An 18,358-nucleotide genomic window follows, 5' to 3' on the forward strand; every position below is an offset into this window, starting at 1 on the left:
ATATTTGTAAATATCTGTTGTTTTTTAGCGCATATTTCACAAAAAGAAAAATTATAATTGACTAATATTTCTAAAACTGATATATTAGTGCGTGGTGAATTGTAAGCCGTTACATACTGAAAAACACATACTGAATATCGTAACTTCCTCACAACAAGTTACGTATCTACGTTACTTTATCGACTGTCTAACTATAGAAGGAGTATCTATGAGTAAATGTTTCAACGTTAGCAAGTATCCTTACTTGTTTTCTCTCATTCTCCTCATGTTGCTATTAACCGGATGCAATAAGACTAGTTCTCCCATTCCCCCTCAGACTTTACATATACCAACAGCATCCTCATCCGGAGCACTTTATCAACTTGGGGACCTATTTTCAACCCTTTGGACAAATGAGTTGTCCTATATTACTGCAAACTCCTATGAAAGTAATGGAGGTATTGAGAACTTAACTCTATTACACCAAGGAGATGCAGAGGTTACGTTTGCTGTAACAAGTATCCTATATGAAGCTTATCATGGGATAGGAGATTTCGAAGAGAAAGCAAACGATAATTTACGTGTTATTGCTGGATTATACTATAACCCAAACCAGATCGTTGTTTCTAAAGACACAAATGCAAAATTTCTTACTGATTTAAAAGGACTTTCTTTCTCTCCTGGGGCAATTGGAAGTACTACCATAAAAGAGGCTACACAACATTTTAAAGTTTTGGGCATTGATTTAGCAGAGTACTGTGACTTAGTGAATTCGGGATTTACAGAATCTGTGGAGTTACTAAAAAATAATGATATCAAAGGTGCATGGATTATGGCAGGTATCCCAAACCAAGCGGTAAGCCAAATGACAAGTGAAGCTGGCGCACATCTCATCAGTATCAGTGACTTAACTATTACACAGCTCCAACAGAACTATCCGTGGTATTCCAAGTATATTATCCCTGCAGGAACCTATGAAAATCAAGATACCGACATAACCACATCTGCTGTCAAATTAGCATTATGTACAACTACTGACTTAGATGTACAAACAGTATATGATTTAACAAAAACCCTATGGGAGCATATGGATTCGTTAAAGGAGAAAAACAGCACATTACGCTCTGTTAGTCTAGAAGGAGCTGTCACAGACCTTGCTGGATTACCCCTTCACGATGGTGCGATGAAATATTACAAAGAAAAAGGCATCATCAAGTAAACTGCGAAACGTTTCCTGATGATGCAATCTTATGCTATACTAAATGCCAAACCAATGAATTTGGTATAGACTGCTTTTTATAGAAAAAGCTGTTGCATTTTTATTTCAGCTCTGCATCTAGTAATGGCGATGTTTAAGAGAAACTCCTCTTAAACTTGATATAGAGCTTATAAAAAAAATGCAACAGCTTTCTAAATTTTAATACTACTCTTCTTTATTAAATTCTTCTAATTCATCTTCAAGGTTTGGAAGATTTTCTTTGTGAATTAGTTCGTCTTCAAATTCTTCTTCTACCTGCTTTGCTAAATCTTTTGTAAATACAAGATAATCTTCATTCTCTAGCTCTTCGGAAGTATCCTCTTTCTGAAATGAAGATTCCTCTTCTTCTGGTAACAAAGAGTCATATTCGTACTCATTCTCATCTTCTTCCTCTACGTCCGGTATTTCATCTGATATACCCAAAAAATCATCTTGCTCTTTTTTACTGGAACGAATTCTCTTAGGACCTTCCATCTCTTCATCTTCATAACTATCTTCTTCTCCAGTTATCTTCTTCTTGATCGCATAGAAGATTCCTTCAATCATTATTGTCATAACAAGGTAAAATATAATACAGACAAAGATAGAAAAGAATGGATACATTGTTCTTTGACCAATCCTAGTCATAACCTCTGTTAAGTCATTTACTGAGATATAGGAAACGATAGTAGTCCATTGTAATAATAAAATTGCTAGTCGTTTTACCATGAATAAGGTATCTTCCACTGTTTGCGGTAAGGTTACTGTAAAATACACCTGTTTTAATCTTCGAATTACAACTGCATCCTGATGTTTTTTTGCTTCCCTCACCTGTCTTGCGATAATTTGTGCAAAATGACCTGCACCATATAATCCTATTGCAATTCCCGATATTAATGTGATACTAAGATGAAGTCGTTTAAACACTACATAATAAAATAGCAATAATAACAATACTACTGGTGTACTACGGAATATAAAACTTATCGCATGCGCTAATCCCGAGATTCCTCTCTTATGGTATGACATAAAGTAACTTAACACAGATCCAATTACTACTGTTACCACCCATGCAATCACTACTAAAATAATTGTCACAATAACGCTTTTTGCGATTAGATAATATGCTCCGCCGGAGATCAGATTGTTATTTATCGCATCAAAGATATTTCTGATAAAACTCATATTCTTTCCTCCTCTCAATTCCAGATATCTCATCAAAGCTAGCATAACATTGGATGAGAAAATTCAAAAAGAATCACTCTGGAATTCCCTATATTTTAGTAATCATCATAGATGATTACCGCCTTTCATACTTTATTCTAAAACCAGGTAAGCGTATTGATTCATTGTATAGTAACCGTCAGTCATACAATATGTTTTTTTCGTATCCACTGTATTTTTACTAGTTCCATAGCTAAAGAGCACATCTACCTTACCACCCATTAGCATGGAAAAACTCGTATCATTTTGAAGGTATACATATCGTATCTCTTTTTCTAATATCTTACCTACTTCATGCATCAAAGCTACGCTAAATCCATATGGTTTTTGCTCAAAGTCTACCATATCGATAGGAGGTAAAGCACCCGTAACACCTACATATATCGTACCATTGGTAGCTTTAATTTTTTCAAAATCCTTCGCATACATCGGTTTGATTTCTTCTGCCTCAATATAGGTAGATACAAGAGTTTCTAAAGTTCCATTTTCTTTTAGCGTGTTCAATGCTTCGTTAATGTCATCTTTCAATGCTTGATTTTTAACAGAAAGTGCCATACCAAACTCAAGTCTATCTTCGGATGCCTTTGGAATCTCAAGCTTTCGGATTCCTTTCTCTGTTCGGGCCAAATAATCTGCTGACACATCAGGAAACCAAGCGACCTGGATCTCATTGGTTTTCAACGCTGATAGTGTTTCATTAACATCAGGGTAGGAACGATATCCTCTTAACTTAACTCCTAGTATACTGTCAAATAAAATCCTTGCACTATTATCTGGCATCTTTGAAGCTACGCCTCCCATTGTCTTTCCGTTAAGTTCCACAACAGCTTCTAGCTTATCTGAGGTTACCTTAGCTCCATCATTAAAAAATCCCGCACCAGCACATAGTAGACAAAGAATTGCTAGAACTGCCACCGTTATCCATTTTGATCTCGTTCTCATCATCTTAAAGTCACCCCGATTATCTTTTCATTTCGAGTCCCTACAACAATTTTATTCTCATATACTGCTGCGGTTGCCTCGATTCCGCCACCAACATCAATACTATCAACGACTTTTCCAGTAGTAGCATCAATTAACATAAGCTTATTATTATAAGCTCCCTGTAACAGATAAGCATCTCCGCTTGCTGTATAAATAATATTTGCAGAGCTCCAAGAATCTGTCCCTAAATCTGTTCTCCAGATTTCCTCCCCAGTCTTTTTATCTAACGATACAAGATAACCACCTTCAACGTTAGGAGTCTTTGAAACAAAGTAAAACACAGAATTTGAAACGATTCCTTTACCGGCAATACCTGTTGCTAAAAAACCGCCTGCTAAACCTGCAACACTATGAACTTCATAAGGTTTTCTCCATACAATTTCACCAGTAATTGCATTTAACTTATATACACTCGCCTCACCCATATTGTGGCTGTCTTTTCCATACTTTAGGGTAGTGGCAACATAAATATACTTTTTACCATCCTCTTCTTTATCAAAGATAATAGAAGAATTCACATCATCTCCAACATCTTGTGTCCATATCAGCTCCATGGTATTTAAATCAATGCAATTTACTACTCCACCATTATCACCAAGATAAAGATAATTTTCCCACACGCTACCGCTACATTCACTACCCCATACATGATAATCTTCTGAGGCACGAGCAGCACTATATACAACACGAACTTCTTCCGATGGTGCGATCGATAGCGTTCCTTTTACCTTATCATATTTTGTATTAAGCTTTAACGTATATAATACACCATTTTCGCCTGGACAGATAATCGTGTCAGATTCCACATGGAAGATGGCTGAACTGTCAAATGCATGCCAAATACGTGGTGCTATAGGATCGTTCATCGCAAACTCGTATAGTTTCGAGCCATCGATCAAACTATAGATATAGATTCTTGGACTTATACACTCTCCATATACACCGGTTTGTGCATCTCCTGATCCCATCACTAACATCGGAATACCACCTGGGTGAAGTGAAGCAGTTCCCTTAAAGGTCATGCCAACGTTGATTGCATCTCTCGTTGGTTCCCCAGTATCCATATCTAAAAAGTGAACATACCCATCCATTCCAGGATAGATTACTTCTACAAGCCCTTCCTTTTTCTTAGCAGCATCATAAAGATTCATGATTCTCTTCGTCTCATCATCCCATTTAACAACCAATGGTTGGCCTGTCCATCCATTGCCAGACCAATAATCAACCCCATTACTTTTTAATACCTTTCCTGTTGTAAAAGACCAGATATTAGAATCAAACTTTTTCTCAATAAGATTAGCATAACCATAAGCTTGGTGATTTCTATAATAGTCACCACGGAACGTATAAACTCCCTTTAATTGATCCATTCCAGACAAATCCTCTTCTGAAAATGTCAGATCATAAGGACGTTTATAACTCTTAACATCTACCCCATTCACCTGAATACGAGTAGACATCGATAGCACATTTGGATTAGTATTTTTCGTTGCCCTTGGATGCGCTTCCTCAGCACCTTTGGCATTATCAAGGTATTGCTCTACTGGAAGACTTCCTCTTGTGTCGACGGTATAATTATATAAATAGCTAAAGCTTCCCTTTACTTTTACTAGTAATTTAAAACCATAAAACCCAGCTCCTAGTATGACTAGAACTAATACGCCGATTAGAATCCGAAATGTAATAGACTTTGTAAATCTTTTCTTTTTATCCATATTCATCCTAACTCCCATCTGCGTGCTTTACACGCATACATATCAAGAAAACCTCTATTTTAGTGCCTTGTCGCCTTTTTCTAACATATTTTTATTACGCACATGTATAATAAAGAAGGGTTTCCCACAGATTCACAGTTATCATATAGAATATTACCATCTTTGTCAACACTTATAACATTATCCAGGAAAGGCAAACAAGGAAAAGTACGCTTCGCGAACTTTTCCTTGTCATGAATAAAAAAGAATGTAAGCAAGTATAAACACAAAACCGTTGTTAATACACCTACATTCCCTCTTCTATTACTTTGAGCCAATTGCGTCCTTCTCTGAATCACAGTTTACACACTCTTCAATTCCCTCAATATCTTCACGATGAACTGCAACTTCATTCTCCATGATATGTACTAACTCACAGGCATAACTAGCCTGTGTAGCCAATGTGTCGATATACTGCGAAACGGTTATCCCAATCAATTCTTGTTCTTCCACCATCGACATCACATGTTCTAACTCTTTTAGTTTTTCCCCTTGTACTCTTGCTAAATGATCTTTCAAATGATTTGCAACACAATAATTGATCGCTTCCATCTTAGAAATAAGCTTTTGTATCTCAAGTGAAGTTTCTGAAACAAGGCAACATAATTTATCTTGTTCATTGAGTACATCAAATGTAGTCTTCTCTACTTGATCTTGAGAACTATACAGCTTTTCCATAATCTCTTGTAAAGATTCGCTTTGCATGATTACCCCCATCTTTTATCTTACTACCCTTTGCACGCTTTCGCTCACAGATAAATTAAGAGTTGAAACTTAGTTATTTTCCACCTAAGACCAATTGCATGCCATAAATTGTAGCATTTATTCTTGCAACAATTTAAATAATTCTCTCACGTTATTAACACCGATGAGACGGATTCCCTGAATTTTAATATGCTGTCGATTTACCTGAGGTAAAATACAGATTTCATACCCCATCTTCTTAGCATCATTCACACGTTGTTCTGCCATGTTTACCGCGCGAACTTCTCCAGTAAGCCCCACTTCTCCAAACACAATTGTTTTACTACTAAGTGCTCTATTTTTATAACTAGATATCAGTGCCATCACAATGGCTAAATCTAGGGCAGGTTCATTTATTTTCATACCACCAGCAACATTTACATAAGCATCACAGAAAGATAACTGTATTCCCAATCGTTTCTCAATAACTGCCATTAATAAATTAACACGATTATAGTCCGTTCCTGCTGCTGTTCTACGGGGCATGTTTAAGTTGGATTGACATACTAAAGCCTGTACCTCAACCAACATGGTCCTTGTCCCTTCCATAGAGGCTGCTATAATAGATCCTGGTTCATCCTCCGGTTTTCCTTGGAGCATATACTCGGAAGGATTCATCACTTCTGCCAAACCAGTATTCTTCATTTCGAATACTCCAATTTCATTCGTAGACCCAAATCGATTTTTCACCGCTCTAAGAATACGATATGCTGCGGTATTATCACCCTCAAAATAGAGTACAGTATCTACCATATGCTCTAAGACTCGTGGACCAGCCACAACGCCTTCTTTCGTCACATGTCCGACAATAAATATTGAAATCCCCATTCCCTTTGCCAAGTGCATCAAGGCTCCTGTTGATTCTCGTACTTGACTTACACTTCCTGGCGATGCACTGATTTCTTCTTTAAACATCGTCTGGATTGAGTCAATAATCATAATCTCCGGAGTATCCCTCGATACAATGTCTTCAATCTGGTCTAGGTTTGTCTCAGAAAGTAATAGCAGTTCGCCTTGAAAGGTTCCAAGGCGCTCTGCTCTCATTTTAATTTGTTGTTGAGACTCCTCACCGGAAACATATAGTACCTTCTTTTTTGCCGTGGTAAGCTGTCTGCACATCTGAAGTAGCAACGTGGATTTTCCTATACCAGGATCTCCACCTACTAATACCAAAGACCCTTTGACAATTCCACCACCAAGTACACGGTCAAGTTCTCCGATTCCTGTGATAGTACGATTTTCTTCTTCTGTTCGTACCTCTGAGAGATACTTTGGAGTTTCCATTTTTCTATTGCTAGTTCTGTTAACCGATGTCTTTTTTACAACAGGTTCTTCGGTAAAGCTGTTCCAAGATTTGCATCCAGGACACTGTCCTACCCATTTTGCAGATTCAAACCCACATTCTTTACAAAAAAATACGGTACTTTTTTTTGCCATGTTTTATTTCTCCCATGTTATTGCATCGACCAGTTTACTAAACAGCCGATGCAATTGCATCGTCCATAAATTAATTTATTACTGTTTACTGAAAGTCGATGCAATTGTTTCCGATACTTCACTCATTAGTGTTTATAATTTTATAACACGTACCTGAACATCTCTCTCGCAATTAAGCTCTGTACTAATCATTAATTTTCCACCTAAATTTGTCTTCATCTTACCAACATTAGTTCCATCAATGAAAATTTTATATTCTTTCTCTGGCTCTAATTCTAATGTAATCTGAGCATCTTCACTGCCCTTTACATAGAAACTAACTTCTTTTTCAGATATATCCAAATGAGATACTGCTGTCCCCGGTACAGACTCATAAACAAATAGTCCATTTTTCTCTAATTTCGTAATCTCATAAAATGTCTTTACTTTATATAAATCTCCGTTATGTTGGAAATCCGAAACTTTCTGTTTCGTCTCTAAGGTATAATCACCAAAGCTAATTGTGCCATCCTTTTCTTCACGAATCAGATTCTCATTTAATGCCATTTTCTTATCCTCCTGGTATTGTTTCATAACCATCTGTTTTTAGGGTTATTAAAATAACTAATACTAACTAGTTGATTTTTCTATATATGCATTATAATATAATCCTTACTATAATGCTACTAAATATTCTGTATTTCGACGAATTTGTATAGAAAATGAGTTAGATATTCCCTTCAAAAGAAACTAATTACAGTTTTAGCATACCATAAACAATACTATGCTTTTTGTCGCCTTTTTTATAGTTGTTCGCAACCTTATGAAATCAGTTGGAAATTTTGTTTACTCTGTCTTAGCTTTTCTGGTTCGTTTCTTTTTCCCTGTCATGACAATCTGATTTTCTTTATAATTAACTGTTACAAAATCCCCCGAACTAATCTTACCTTCTAAGATTTCTTCTGCTAATTTGTCTTCAATATAACTTTGTATTGCACGACGGATTGGTCTTGCACCGTATTTATCATCAAAGCCTTTTTCTGATATAAAATCAATCACACTTTCCTCTATCGTAAGCTTTAAATCCATTTGCTGTTCACAGCGTTTTTCAATAATCGCTAACATAATACGAACAATGTTCTTAATATCTTCTCTTGTTAAGGAATGGAATACAATAATCTCATCAATTCGATTAATAAACTCTGGCTTAAAGATTCGTTTTACCTCCTCCATAACGCCTTCCTTCATTCGATTATAATCTGCTTTCTCATCGACTACGGAGGTAAATCCCAGCTTCTTCGGTGATATAATCCTCTCCGCACCAGCATTTGAAGTCATGATGATAATTGTATTCTTAAAACTAACTTTTCTTCCCTGTGCATCTGTGATATGCCCATCATCCAATACCTGAAGTAAAATATTAAATACATCCGGGTGCGCCTTCTCAATTTCATCGAATAATATCACGGAATATGGATTTCTGCGTACCTTCTCGCTTAACTGTCCACCTTCATCGTACCCAACATATCCAGGAGGAGAACCTATCATCTTCGATACACTATGCTTTTCCATATATTCAGACATATCAACTCGAATCATGGAATTCTCGCTTCCAAACATCGCTTCTGCGAGTGCTTTGCTTAGCTCAGTTTTTCCAACACCCGTAGGTCCAAGGAACAAGAAGGAGCCAATTGGTCGATTCGGATCTTTTAACCCCACTCTGCCACGGCGAATCGCTTTAGCAACCGCCGAAACCGCTTCCGACTGTCCCACAACACGTTCATGCAATATTCCCTCCAGTTTCATGAGACGCTCGCTTTCTTCCTCTTCCAGTTTCTTTACCGGAATCTTGGTCCAGCCTGAAATCACCTCCGCAATTTCACCCTCTGTTACCATTAGTTTATTCTCTTCCCTAGCCTTTTCATGCTCAATCTTCTGACGATTTAGTGTATCTCTTGCTCTATCTTGTTTTTTCTTAATTTCACTAGCTTTCTCAAAGGCCTCTGCTTTAATAGCTTCTTCCTTCTCTGCTTCCAGTTCTGCAATCTTTTCTTCTAACTGCTTCATCTTTGGTGATACTACGTACGTGCTTAATCGTACTTTTGATGCAGCCTCATCCATAAGATCGATTGCTTTGTCTGGTAAATAACGGTCATTAAGATATCTCTTTGATAGTTTTACCGCTGCAATTACAGCATCATCGGTGATCACAACATTATGATGAATTTCATAACTAGTGCGTAGTCCCATTAAGATTTTGATGGTTTCATCTTCAGATGGTTCTTCCACCACAACTGGTTGAAAACGACGCTCTAATGCTGCATCCTTTTCAATATACTTACGATATTCTTCTCTTGTAGTCGCACCAATTAATTGAAGCTCTCCACGTGCTAGGGATGGTTTTAAAATATTAGAAGCATCGATCGCACCCTCTGCTCCACCTGCACCTATAATAGTGTGTAATTCATCTAAAAATAACAGCACATTTCCATCATAAATAACTTCTGATATTACTTTCTTAATACGTTCCTCAAATTCACCACGATATTTTGAACCTGCTACCATACCAGATAAGTCTAAAGTCACTACACGTTTATCCTTAATGGTATCTGGTACATCGCCTTCCACAATCTTTAATGCTAATCCTTCTGCAATAGCAGTCTTACCAACACCTGGTTCACCCACCAAACAAGGATTGTTCTTCGTTCTTCTGCTTAGAATCTGAATGACACGATTAATTTCATTTTCTCTGCCAATGACTGGGTCTAGTTTTCCTTCTTTTGCATAATCCGTAAGGTTTCTACTATACTGATCAAGCGTAGGTGTAGAGGATTTTCCCTTCCCTTTTCCCTTGGTTGCACTGAATTCACTCTTCGCTGCATTCATATCAACACCAGCTGCTGCTAAAGTATCTACATAGAGTTTTTGAATATTAATTCCTAGAGTATTTAGTAATCTTACTGCAATACAGTCAGTTTCTTTCATCAAAGCAATCAGTATGTGTTCTGTGCCTATTTGCTCTGCATTCATTCTTTTTGCTTCTTTGTCACTTTGTTCCAAAATTCCTCTTGCTCTGCTTGTGAAATTGTTATTACCTGTGATTTTCACTGGCGTATTTGGTGCAATTAATTGATTGACTAGCTCTAAAACTTTTTCTTCTTCAACACCATTTGTTTCAAGAACTTTAGAGGCAACTCCGTCAGCCTTTAGCAAACCAATGAGTAGATGCTCTGTTCCAATATAATTATGCATTAAGCGGAAAGCGACATCAGTTGCCAGATTGATTGCCTCTTTCGCATTTTCGGTAAATCTATCTCTCATATATTCCTCCATTCTTCTTTTAAAGCTGTGGTAGCTTTTTATTGATGTATTCCGCACGATAGCGGTCTCGTTCACCACGTCCGATACTCTTTCCCAGACTCTTTTGTAAATTTGCTGGCGTTATCTCCATCATCAACTTATGAATATTAATAGGTTCTTTTAATTTTATAAGATCCTCATCCATTCCTAGCTTTAACTGAGATAACATCATGAGTGCATCAATGGTATTAATACTCTTTGCATATTTTAATACACCATAAGAACGGTATACCTTATCTTCAATTTCATCGCCATTCATGTTTAGCAGAAATTCTCTGCGTTTTCTTTCTTGCAGTACTGCTTGATCCACGATTTTTTCCAAATTATCAATGATCTCTTTTTCTGATCTCCCAAGGGTTGTTTTATTGGATATCTGAAAGATATGTCCTAACCCCTTGGTACCTTCGCCATAGATACCTCGAATCTGTGCTCCGTACCTGCCAATTTCTTCTGCAAGTTTATCAATCTTACCTGAGATATTTAACGCTGGTAAAAATACCATATAGGAGGCCCTAAGTCCAGTTCCAACATTAGTTGGACAACTTGTTAAATAACCATATCGTTCATTAAACACATAGCCCAACTTCTCAGAAAAAAAATCATCGATTCTATCCGCATCTAAAAATGCCTTTTCCATATTCATACCGCTTGCAACAGCTTGAATGCGAAGATGATCTTCTTCATTCACCATAACACTGATACTCTCATCTTGAGAAACTATAAGTCCTGTTTCTACTTCCTTTTCTGCAAGGAGAGGGCTGATAATATGATATTCCACCATGGAGGCTTTATCGATATCTCGTAATTTGTTAACACTGCATTCATAGAACTTCTGATTTTCTTTCAGTTCTAGGTCTTTTGTAAGTCCAGTAACTTTATTCACAAGCTGTATCGCTGACTCTCTATTCATTCGTTCCTGAAAATAAAATCCTTTGATGTTCCTTGCAAGGCGGATACGGCTAGAAATTACTATGTCGTTATCCACCGACTGCTCTTCATACCATTTTTTCATAGCCTACCTCCCTTTAAACCTTTTTCAGTTCTCGGATTCGGTCTCTTATTCTTGCAGCTTCCTCGTATTCTTCTTGTTCAATTGCTTGCTGTAATTGTATTGTTAGTTTATCCTCTTCCGAGAGTTCATTTACGATACGATTCATTTCACTTTCATAGCCTTTCGGCTTTTTCCCTGTATGAGTGTCTGCTCCATGGATACTTCTAAAGTTCTTGTTTAACACCTTACCAAAACTACTATAGCAATCTTCACAACCAAATTTTCCTAGCTTTAAAAATTCTTCGTAACTTAAACCGCAGCTTTTACACTTGGTAATTGGTATTTCTTCCTCATTTTGCTGTTTTCCAATACTATCAAGTAGCCCAAATAGCATCCCTCCTAAAGAGAGGTCATTCCCATCTCCTTGTGGAAAATTTAGAAAGGAACTATTCTTAGATGCACAATCCGAGCATAGATGCTGCTCTTTTTTCTTTCCGTTAATGATTTCCGTATAGTAGATTTTCGCTTCTTTCTTTCCGCAAATATCACATAACATATGGTTACCTCCTATCTGGAATCACAGGAGAACTCTCCCATGATGCTGTCCATCAGCTCATGAATCTCCTCACAACTAATATCTTTACAGATAGCCTGAGCTAAAATCACCCTCATCTGACTCTTCAGTTCAGCAATTGCTCTAATCTTATCATAGTCGAGTGCGATTACAGCTCCTCTTCTTCGGTCAAGTTTTACAAATCCCTCTTGTTTTAATATAGTATAAGCTTTATTCACTGTATGCATATTAATACCAATATTTTCTGCTAATTCTCTCACCGAAGGAAGATTATCCCCTTCTCTGATTTCTGAGGTTGCAATTCCCAGGATTATCTGATTTCTTAATTGAATGTAAATTGCTTCATCACTATTAAAGTCAATGGTTACAATCACATTCTTCACCTCCTTGCTGTATTACAACGTGTTCTCGAAGTTATATCTGTTATATTCATACTATAACACTATGATTCATTTGTCAACTGATACTACTTAAGACTAGTTTGGATGCAATCACAAAGGTACTCAAAAAATCATCTTCATCACAAATATTATGCAACCACGCAAATTCATATCGTTCTGAAAGTATAAATTTAGAACAAATCATCATCTTGGTTCGTTTTCATACGAAGCATTAATCGTATCATACCAATCAGAAGTATAGCGCAAATGCCACACAGTACTATAATAACGATAGTTAATTGACTTATTTTTTCTTCAAACTCTTTTTTCTGTACCTTTAACTCTAGATTATAGTTTGTAACAGGAGAGCTCTCCTCTTTTTCTGTGATTGCCTGCTCTGTATAAAGCTGGATTGTCTTTTCTGTTCGGTCATATCGATAAAGAGAAGTATTCCCAAATGGGTTTTCTAAAATCATTAGTAGAAAATCTTCTTTCAGGCTATCCTTCCGTTGATAAACTGGTATAGCGCAGCCGTCAACAAGAATACTACTCTTTACATATCCTTTAGGTATAATAATATTGTTTTCCTCCGAAACTACGGTATAATTGTACTGACCTAATATCTTAATCTTACCAGCTTCTTTCACTGCTTTAAAACTAGGAGCATCTCCAACGTCATTTTCATTTTTCTCTTCTGACTGATAACTTTCTTCTTTTAGTACTTGAATTCGGTACTCGTCAGTATCTCCACTTTGTGCAGTTACTTTAATCACAATAGTATTATTGCCAAACTTTAACGAGTCATTACCTGTTACACTCACTGTTGCAATAGTATCCTCTGGTATCGCACTAATCACGATTTTCTCTGTCTCTGGTCCAACCATAATGCTATATTCTTTTACGTTTGATTGAAAAGAAGGAGTTAAGGTACCTGGGCTTACTTTTAATATACTTAGATTCGTATTCTCTGAAGCAGCTTCCTGGGCATGAATTGTGATATTCCCAGAATATGCTGACACAGACATCGGGTCTCCTGATTCGAACTCATATGCAATTGGATTTTCGGTCATTAATAGCTGACAGTTTCCAACCTCCAATGCTTTAAATCGCAACACATATTTTCTTTCACTTTCCGAAGCAGATGCATTTGTATCCATAAAACGAAGCATTCCATTGCCACCGGTAACACATGCTGGACCTGAAATAAATTCTATGATTTCTGCATTATAGGAAAGATAACCTTCAAAGTCACCAAGAGTACTATCGGAAGCTATTACAATCGATATCTTAAACTCTTCCTCCTTACTTACCTCTTCTGTTGGTATTTCAATCTTTATGGTTGCACTGGCAGCTAAACTATTCGTACTAGGGAAATGAAGGAATAAAATACAAAGAAGCATGCATAGAAAAAATCTTAAGCTTTTTTTATACCAGAATTTCATAAGTTCTCCTCTCGTTTTAAAAATCCCATAAAATTAACCATTCGTTTTGAAACCTTAGTTTCTTACCGGTTAGTTAACTCTATGGGATTTCGTTTTATTATTGTAGATTGTTCTTCCACTCTATGAGTAATTAATAACCCACTTTGTATTCAACCATCTTTTATTGTAATTCTCGTACAACTGAAATCTTATACTCACGTAAATCTCCACTTTGAGCAATTACCATAATGGTAATCTCGTTAAGTCCTTCATTTAATGGCACAACACCAGTTCCACTAAGAACTGCCTTACTACTTACTGTAGTAGCCGATATATTAATTCCCTCACAACTGTTAGGTACAACCAAAGAGAACTCTTTCGTATTTAGTATGTCAAATGTTGGTGTTAATGTCAAATCATTTCCATTTAGATCTTTTATACTCAAAGTCTTTAAATAATTGTTCGGATTATACTTTGTAGTTGGTGCAGCGCATGGAATCTCAGGCATGTTTAAGTAAACAGGAATGGAAAATACCAATGGGAGATTGCCAATCTGAGCATATGCTGTTCCAACCTTCTTTCCTTCAGAAAATGGCGCTTCTACATTCGCCATATACTGATGAGAATGGGTAGAGGTCGGAGTTACATTAAATTTTTGGAGGTAAATCGTATCTTGACCACGATTGATATAAGAGTCACCAATAATAAATGCACCACCTACGATGGAACGATACCTATTATTCCAAGGGATTAATGATTTCATATTTAAAGTTGCATTTGTACTACCATTTTTCGCATACTTTAAACCATTTGCAATTGCACCACCTGCTACTGTGGAATGATAAGCACCAATATTATAAAAATTATATAACCCTTCCCATCCGCTTACGGTACCAGAGACACTATTACTTAAAGAAGAGGTGCCAGTTACTACCTCCTGCTTTACACGAGAAGCAAGATGATATGGACTTACGCCTGAATATTCTGCTGCTTTCATAAATGTCTCACCATAGGTAATACTTTGTGTTGCACCAAAATCATCAGTATAAGTATACCTAGCATTCGATAGAGGTGTATACTTTAGAATACTTTCAACACCACTTAGGTTCTGATAGGATGGTTTATAGGTTAACACTTCAAACTGGTATACTGACTTTTCATCAAGGAAGTTTCTTGGATCCATGTAATACGCAATTGCTTCTCTTGAGGCAGTAACCCAAGTGGAGCCATCATATACTATAAAACTATCTGTTTTCCAGTTATAAGCTTTCTCCTCTAAGGATTTCCACTCTATTCCTTTACTATTTGATATTAAATTCTTACCAGGAACACTTTGATTATTAATTACAGTATTCCAATCAAGTCCGGTGTGATAAGCCTCGAACTTCCAGTCAGGATATAATTCGTGAAGAGCACGTAAATATGGCTTATAGCTCTCTGGAAATCCCTGTATTGTTAGTTGTTGCTCGAAATCTTGGTTATCTGGTAGTGTTGGGGTTGGCGTTGGGACACTGGATCCAGAATCACCATCCACTATAGTTGATTCATCAATTTTAACGTAATACTCATTCACATAGCCAGAATATTCGATGCCACTTTGGGTGAATTTAATATGAAACCAATAGATATTATCCTCGTAATACTTTCCATACACCTTTACTGTATCATTATTATAGAGTGTTACTGCATAGCCTGCGTTATTTTTAACGAAAGAGCTACTATAACCAGGTGCTTGTTTTACAACGAGAGCTGTTGCATTAATTATTATACCATCCGCTGTGAAAAGTTGAGCTGTTGGAGTTGGGGTTACGGATGGCTTTGGTGTAACAGTAGGTGCCGGCGAGGATGTTGGCTTTGGTGTTGCTGTTGGTGTTGCTGTTGGTTTTGGCGTTGCTGTTGGTGTTGGCGTTGCAGTCGGTTTCGGAGTAGGAGTAGGTGCTGGGCCACTCGCAAGTAATGTTACTGAATTTGCCTGTAGGTAACCAGTTACCGTCTCACCTGATTTTGTATAAGATACCTTGAACCACTTTTCATTCGAGGTTTCCTCTGAGATCAAGGTTACCTTTGTCCCTTTCGCGAGATTTACAATCGTTCCACTCTTATATTTCACATAGCCAGCCGTTGTTTTTGCGGAAGTTCTCAATCTCGTGTTGCTAGTTAAAATTGATGCGGTCGCTTTCTCTGTTAAGGTTAATTTAACATAGTTACTAAGAACATGCCCAATTGTCTGTTTTTTGTTAACAGTAACAGCTACTCGGTACCAAGTTTCACTTCCTACCTTAACCTGATTCAGTACGGTTAGTTTTGTATTCTTTGATAATGTCCCCAATACCTTGCTTTTTGTAGTTGCATCTTGTCTAAGATTTAGCGTTGATGCTGTAATAACGCCCGGTATTTGAAAATCCTCGTCTTTATCAATTGGTTTCTGCGTTGGAGTTGGAGTATTTGTTGGCTTCACCGCTTCGGTAGGTGTAGGTGTTACAGTTTCACCTGGGGTTTCAGTTGGAGTTGGAGGAACTCCAGTATCTTTTTTCTTCCCAATTAACTCTAAGTCATTCTCGGTTACAAATCCAAAATAAGTAATCGAAGGTTCTTTATAACTAATTCGAAACCACTTAGTACCTGCTACTGTTTTCTCCTCAGACACCCATACATAGGAATCTTTCGAAGCTTTAATCAACTCTCCGTCATCGGTATACAAATCCTCTGCTGTTTCGGAAGCTAACTTTTTATAGATGATTTCTTTTGTAGGCTTTGCATAAAATCCACTTCCAACAGTTGCAGTAATATATTTACTAAGCATATAGCCAGTTACTGTTTTTTTATTCTGAACAAAGGAAATCTGATACCATTTATCATTTCCATCGTACTTTTCTTTTAAAATGGTTACTTTGGTATTTTTATTTAGAGAAGTAACCTTAGCACTGCCTGTTGTTGCATCCTTTCTTACATTGACGCCCTCTGCATTTACTTTTCCTGCGAGATTGATCTTATGGCTCGCTGGTGTTGTTGAGGTGTTTGAATTATCCGTCTGATTATCTTCTTCATTACCATCAGAATTAGAATTATCCTGATCACCACCTGTTGTTACTTTTGTTCCATCTAGTTCTACATAACGCGCAGGCAAGTAACCATAATATTTCGCTCCGTCATAGGTAATACGAACATAAAACCATTTTTCATTTCCTATTCTTTTTTCTGCTGTCAAATATACAGCTCGGTTTTTATTTAAAATTAATTTTGTTCCATCCGCAGCAGATACCGTCTTATTTCCTTCTCCTGCATCAAGTTGCATAGCTATTTTATTAGAACGAATCTTACCATAAAGACCACTCTTATAATTCATTTCAATGTAAACAGCTAATACATATCCCTTTACTGTTTTACCGTCTAATTCTGTTTGGATTTGATACCAACAATCCTCACCATTCCACTTTGTCCCTATTACGGTTACTGAATCACCATTTACTAAGGTTCCTAAAACAGCACTTGAGGTATTGCTATCTTTTCTTATATTTAATTGTGATGCGTTTACTGTCGCAGGTTGTTTTAACTCATATGTTGTCGAAGAACCGTTAGTTGGTGTAGGTGTTGGAGTTGGAGTTGTTGTTGGTTTACTTTCTGTATTCTCCACCTTTTTTATGTAGGTTCCTAACGAAAAGCCTGTGATTTTTTTCCCACCAAAGGTAGCTTCAATCTCATACCATCCATCTTTTTCTGATAATATTGTTACCTCCTGATCCCTTACAAGGTATACATCTGCACTACCTGAGGTTACTTTATCATACGAAGTTCCCGGCCCTTTTCTAACATAGAGCGTTGATGCTGTACAAATACCTTTCGATGCTGCATATGCTTCATCTGGTCTCTGCCATATTAGATTTGGAATCAGCATGCTGATGCACAATATCCATATAATTAATCGTTTGTGTTTCATTTCTAATCTCATTCTAACCTCAATTCTGGCGCTTTAACGCCCTTTTATAACGGTAGTCAATTTGTAAGTCAGCACAAATTGACGATTGATATCATTTAATATATCAATAAGAAAAACCATCTACCCAAAAGAATTCACTTTGTCATCTGCAATCGCCTAATCTATATTATCAAAGCTAGTTAATCCTACTTTCACACACACTATTATAACACAATAAACCATTTTAACCGACTTATTTCTCCATTTTTATTGGTTTTTTTCACTCGTTTCCATACTAAATGGGATATATGGCAGTATTGTGGCATCTGAGTTGAATTTATTACTATTTCCATTGGTATATCTGTCATCACAAGATAA

At 36.8% G+C, this 18,358-nt stretch carries 13 protein-coding genes; 1 reads left to right on the top strand and 12 read right to left on the bottom strand.

Annotated elements, in window-relative coordinates; all coding sequences use genetic code 11:
* Positions 1–208 precede the first annotated feature (208 nt).
* Positions 209–1,198 carry a TAXI family TRAP transporter solute-binding subunit gene (locus tag CC92_RS0108860; protein ID WP_051650747.1) on the top strand — a complete coding sequence of 330 codons (990 nt, stop codon included), beginning with the start codon at positions 209–211 and terminating at the stop codon, positions 1,196–1,198.
* 204 nt (positions 1,199–1,402) lie between these two features.
* On the opposite strand, the gene CC92_RS0108865 is transcribed toward CC92_RS0108860, so the two are convergent.
* The 12 genes from CC92_RS0108865 to CC92_RS21575 all read right to left on the bottom strand — a co-directional run bounded on the left by CC92_RS0108865 (position 1,403) and on the right by CC92_RS21575 (position 18,013).
* Entirely contained in the window at positions 1,403–2,401 is a 999-nt protein-coding gene (locus CC92_RS0108865; protein WP_029503245.1) for an ABC transporter permease subunit, read from the bottom strand.
* 132 nt (positions 2,402–2,533) lie between these two features.
* Complete coding sequence (locus CC92_RS0108870) at positions 2,534–3,385, bottom strand: substrate-binding periplasmic protein (protein ID WP_029503244.1); 852 nt, start codon at positions 3,383–3,385, stop codon at positions 2,534–2,536.
* A complete protein-coding gene (locus tag CC92_RS0108875) occupies positions 3,382–5,139 on the bottom strand; it encodes a PQQ-binding-like beta-propeller repeat protein (RefSeq protein ID WP_162175514.1) in 1,758 nt (585 codons plus the stop codon). Before CC92_RS0108875 ends, CC92_RS0108870 begins: the two co-directional genes overlap by 4 nt.
* A gap of 303 nt (positions 5,140–5,442) precedes the next feature.
* The gene (locus CC92_RS0108885; RefSeq protein ID WP_029503241.1) at positions 5,443–5,883 is read right to left on the bottom strand and encodes a hypothetical protein; all 441 of its coding nucleotides are present in this window, start codon (positions 5,881–5,883) and stop codon (positions 5,443–5,445) included.
* Positions 5,884–6,000: 117 nt separating this feature from the next.
* Positions 6,001–7,359: a DNA repair protein RadA gene (gene radA / locus CC92_RS0108890; protein ID WP_029503240.1), complete on the bottom strand. Its 1,359-nt coding sequence runs from the start codon at positions 7,357–7,359 to the stop codon at positions 6,001–6,003.
* A 132-nt stretch (positions 7,360–7,491) separates the two neighbouring features.
* Positions 7,492–7,905, bottom strand: a complete 414-nt coding sequence (locus CC92_RS0108895) for a hypothetical protein (RefSeq protein WP_029503239.1) — start codon at positions 7,903–7,905, stop codon at positions 7,492–7,494.
* Between the two features lie 279 nt (positions 7,906–8,184).
* The gene (locus tag CC92_RS0108900) at positions 8,185–10,659 is read right to left on the bottom strand and encodes an ATP-dependent Clp protease ATP-binding subunit (RefSeq protein WP_029503237.1); all 2,475 of its coding nucleotides are present in this window, start codon (positions 10,657–10,659) and stop codon (positions 8,185–8,187) included.
* 19 nt (positions 10,660–10,678) lie between these two features.
* Positions 10,679–11,710: a protein arginine kinase gene (locus tag CC92_RS0108905; protein ID WP_029503236.1), complete on the bottom strand. Its 1,032-nt coding sequence runs from the start codon at positions 11,708–11,710 to the stop codon at positions 10,679–10,681.
* A 13-nt stretch (positions 11,711–11,723) separates the two neighbouring features.
* Positions 11,724–12,245 carry a UvrB/UvrC motif-containing protein gene (locus CC92_RS0108910; RefSeq protein ID WP_029503235.1) on the bottom strand — a complete coding sequence of 174 codons (522 nt, stop codon included), beginning with the start codon at positions 12,243–12,245 and terminating at the stop codon, positions 11,724–11,726.
* Positions 12,246–12,256: 11 nt separating this feature from the next.
* Positions 12,257–12,637: a GntR family transcriptional regulator gene (locus CC92_RS0108915; protein WP_029503234.1), complete on the bottom strand. Its 381-nt coding sequence runs from the start codon at positions 12,635–12,637 to the stop codon at positions 12,257–12,259.
* A 197-nt stretch (positions 12,638–12,834) separates the two neighbouring features.
* Positions 12,835–14,085 (bottom strand): cadherin-like beta sandwich domain-containing protein, encoded by a 1,251-nt coding sequence (locus CC92_RS0108920; RefSeq protein ID WP_029503233.1) that lies wholly within the window; start codon positions 14,083–14,085, stop codon positions 12,835–12,837.
* Positions 14,086–14,245: 160 nt separating this feature from the next.
* Entirely contained in the window at positions 14,246–18,013 is a 3,768-nt protein-coding gene (locus CC92_RS21575) for an SH3 domain-containing protein (protein ID WP_051650745.1), read from the bottom strand.
* Positions 18,014–18,358: the final 345 nt, after the last annotated feature.

The sequence above is a fragment of the Lachnoclostridium phytofermentans genome, from assembly GCF_000733755.1.
In the GTDB taxonomy this organism is placed as follows: Bacteria; Bacillota; Clostridia; order Lachnospirales; family Lachnospiraceae; genus Lachnoclostridium; species Lachnoclostridium phytofermentans_A.

What these genes read in the sequence shown, in the direction of transcription:
- CC92_RS0108875 (WP_162175514.1), bottom strand. Translation starts at nt 5,139, where the DNA reads ATGGATAAAAAGAAAAGATTTACAAAGTCTATTACATTTCGGATTCTA.
- CC92_RS0108900 (WP_029503237.1), bottom strand. Translation starts at nt 10,659, where the DNA reads ATGAGAGATAGATTTACCGAAAATGCGAAAGAGGCAATCAATCTGGCA.
- CC92_RS0108870 (WP_029503244.1), bottom strand. Translation starts at nt 3,385, where the DNA reads ATGATGAGAACGAGATCAAAATGGATAACGGTGGCAGTTCTAGCAATT.
- CC92_RS0108910 (WP_029503235.1), bottom strand. Translation starts at nt 12,245, where the DNA reads ATGTTATGTGATATTTGCGGAAAGAAAGAAGCGAAAATCTACTATACG.
- CC92_RS0108865 (WP_029503245.1), bottom strand. Translation starts at nt 2,401, where the DNA reads ATGAGTTTTATCAGAAATATCTTTGATGCGATAAATAACAATCTGATC.
- radA (WP_029503240.1), bottom strand. Translation starts at nt 7,359, where the DNA reads ATGGCAAAAAAAAGTACCGTATTTTTTTGTAAAGAATGTGGGTTTGAA.
- CC92_RS0108860 (WP_051650747.1), top strand. Translation starts at nt 209, where the DNA reads ATGAGTAAATGTTTCAACGTTAGCAAGTATCCTTACTTGTTTTCTCTC.
- CC92_RS0108920 (WP_029503233.1), bottom strand. Translation starts at nt 14,085, where the DNA reads ATGAAATTCTGGTATAAAAAAAGCTTAAGATTTTTTCTATGCATGCTT.
- CC92_RS21575 (WP_051650745.1), bottom strand. Translation starts at nt 18,013, where the DNA reads ATGAGATTAGAAATGAAACACAAACGATTAATTATATGGATATTGTGC.
- CC92_RS0108885 (WP_029503241.1), bottom strand. Translation starts at nt 5,883, where the DNA reads ATGCAAAGCGAATCTTTACAAGAGATTATGGAAAAGCTGTATAGTTCT.
- CC92_RS0108905 (WP_029503236.1), bottom strand. Translation starts at nt 11,710, where the DNA reads ATGAAAAAATGGTATGAAGAGCAGTCGGTGGATAACGACATAGTAATT.
- CC92_RS0108895 (WP_029503239.1), bottom strand. Translation starts at nt 7,905, where the DNA reads ATGGCATTAAATGAGAATCTGATTCGTGAAGAAAAGGATGGCACAATT.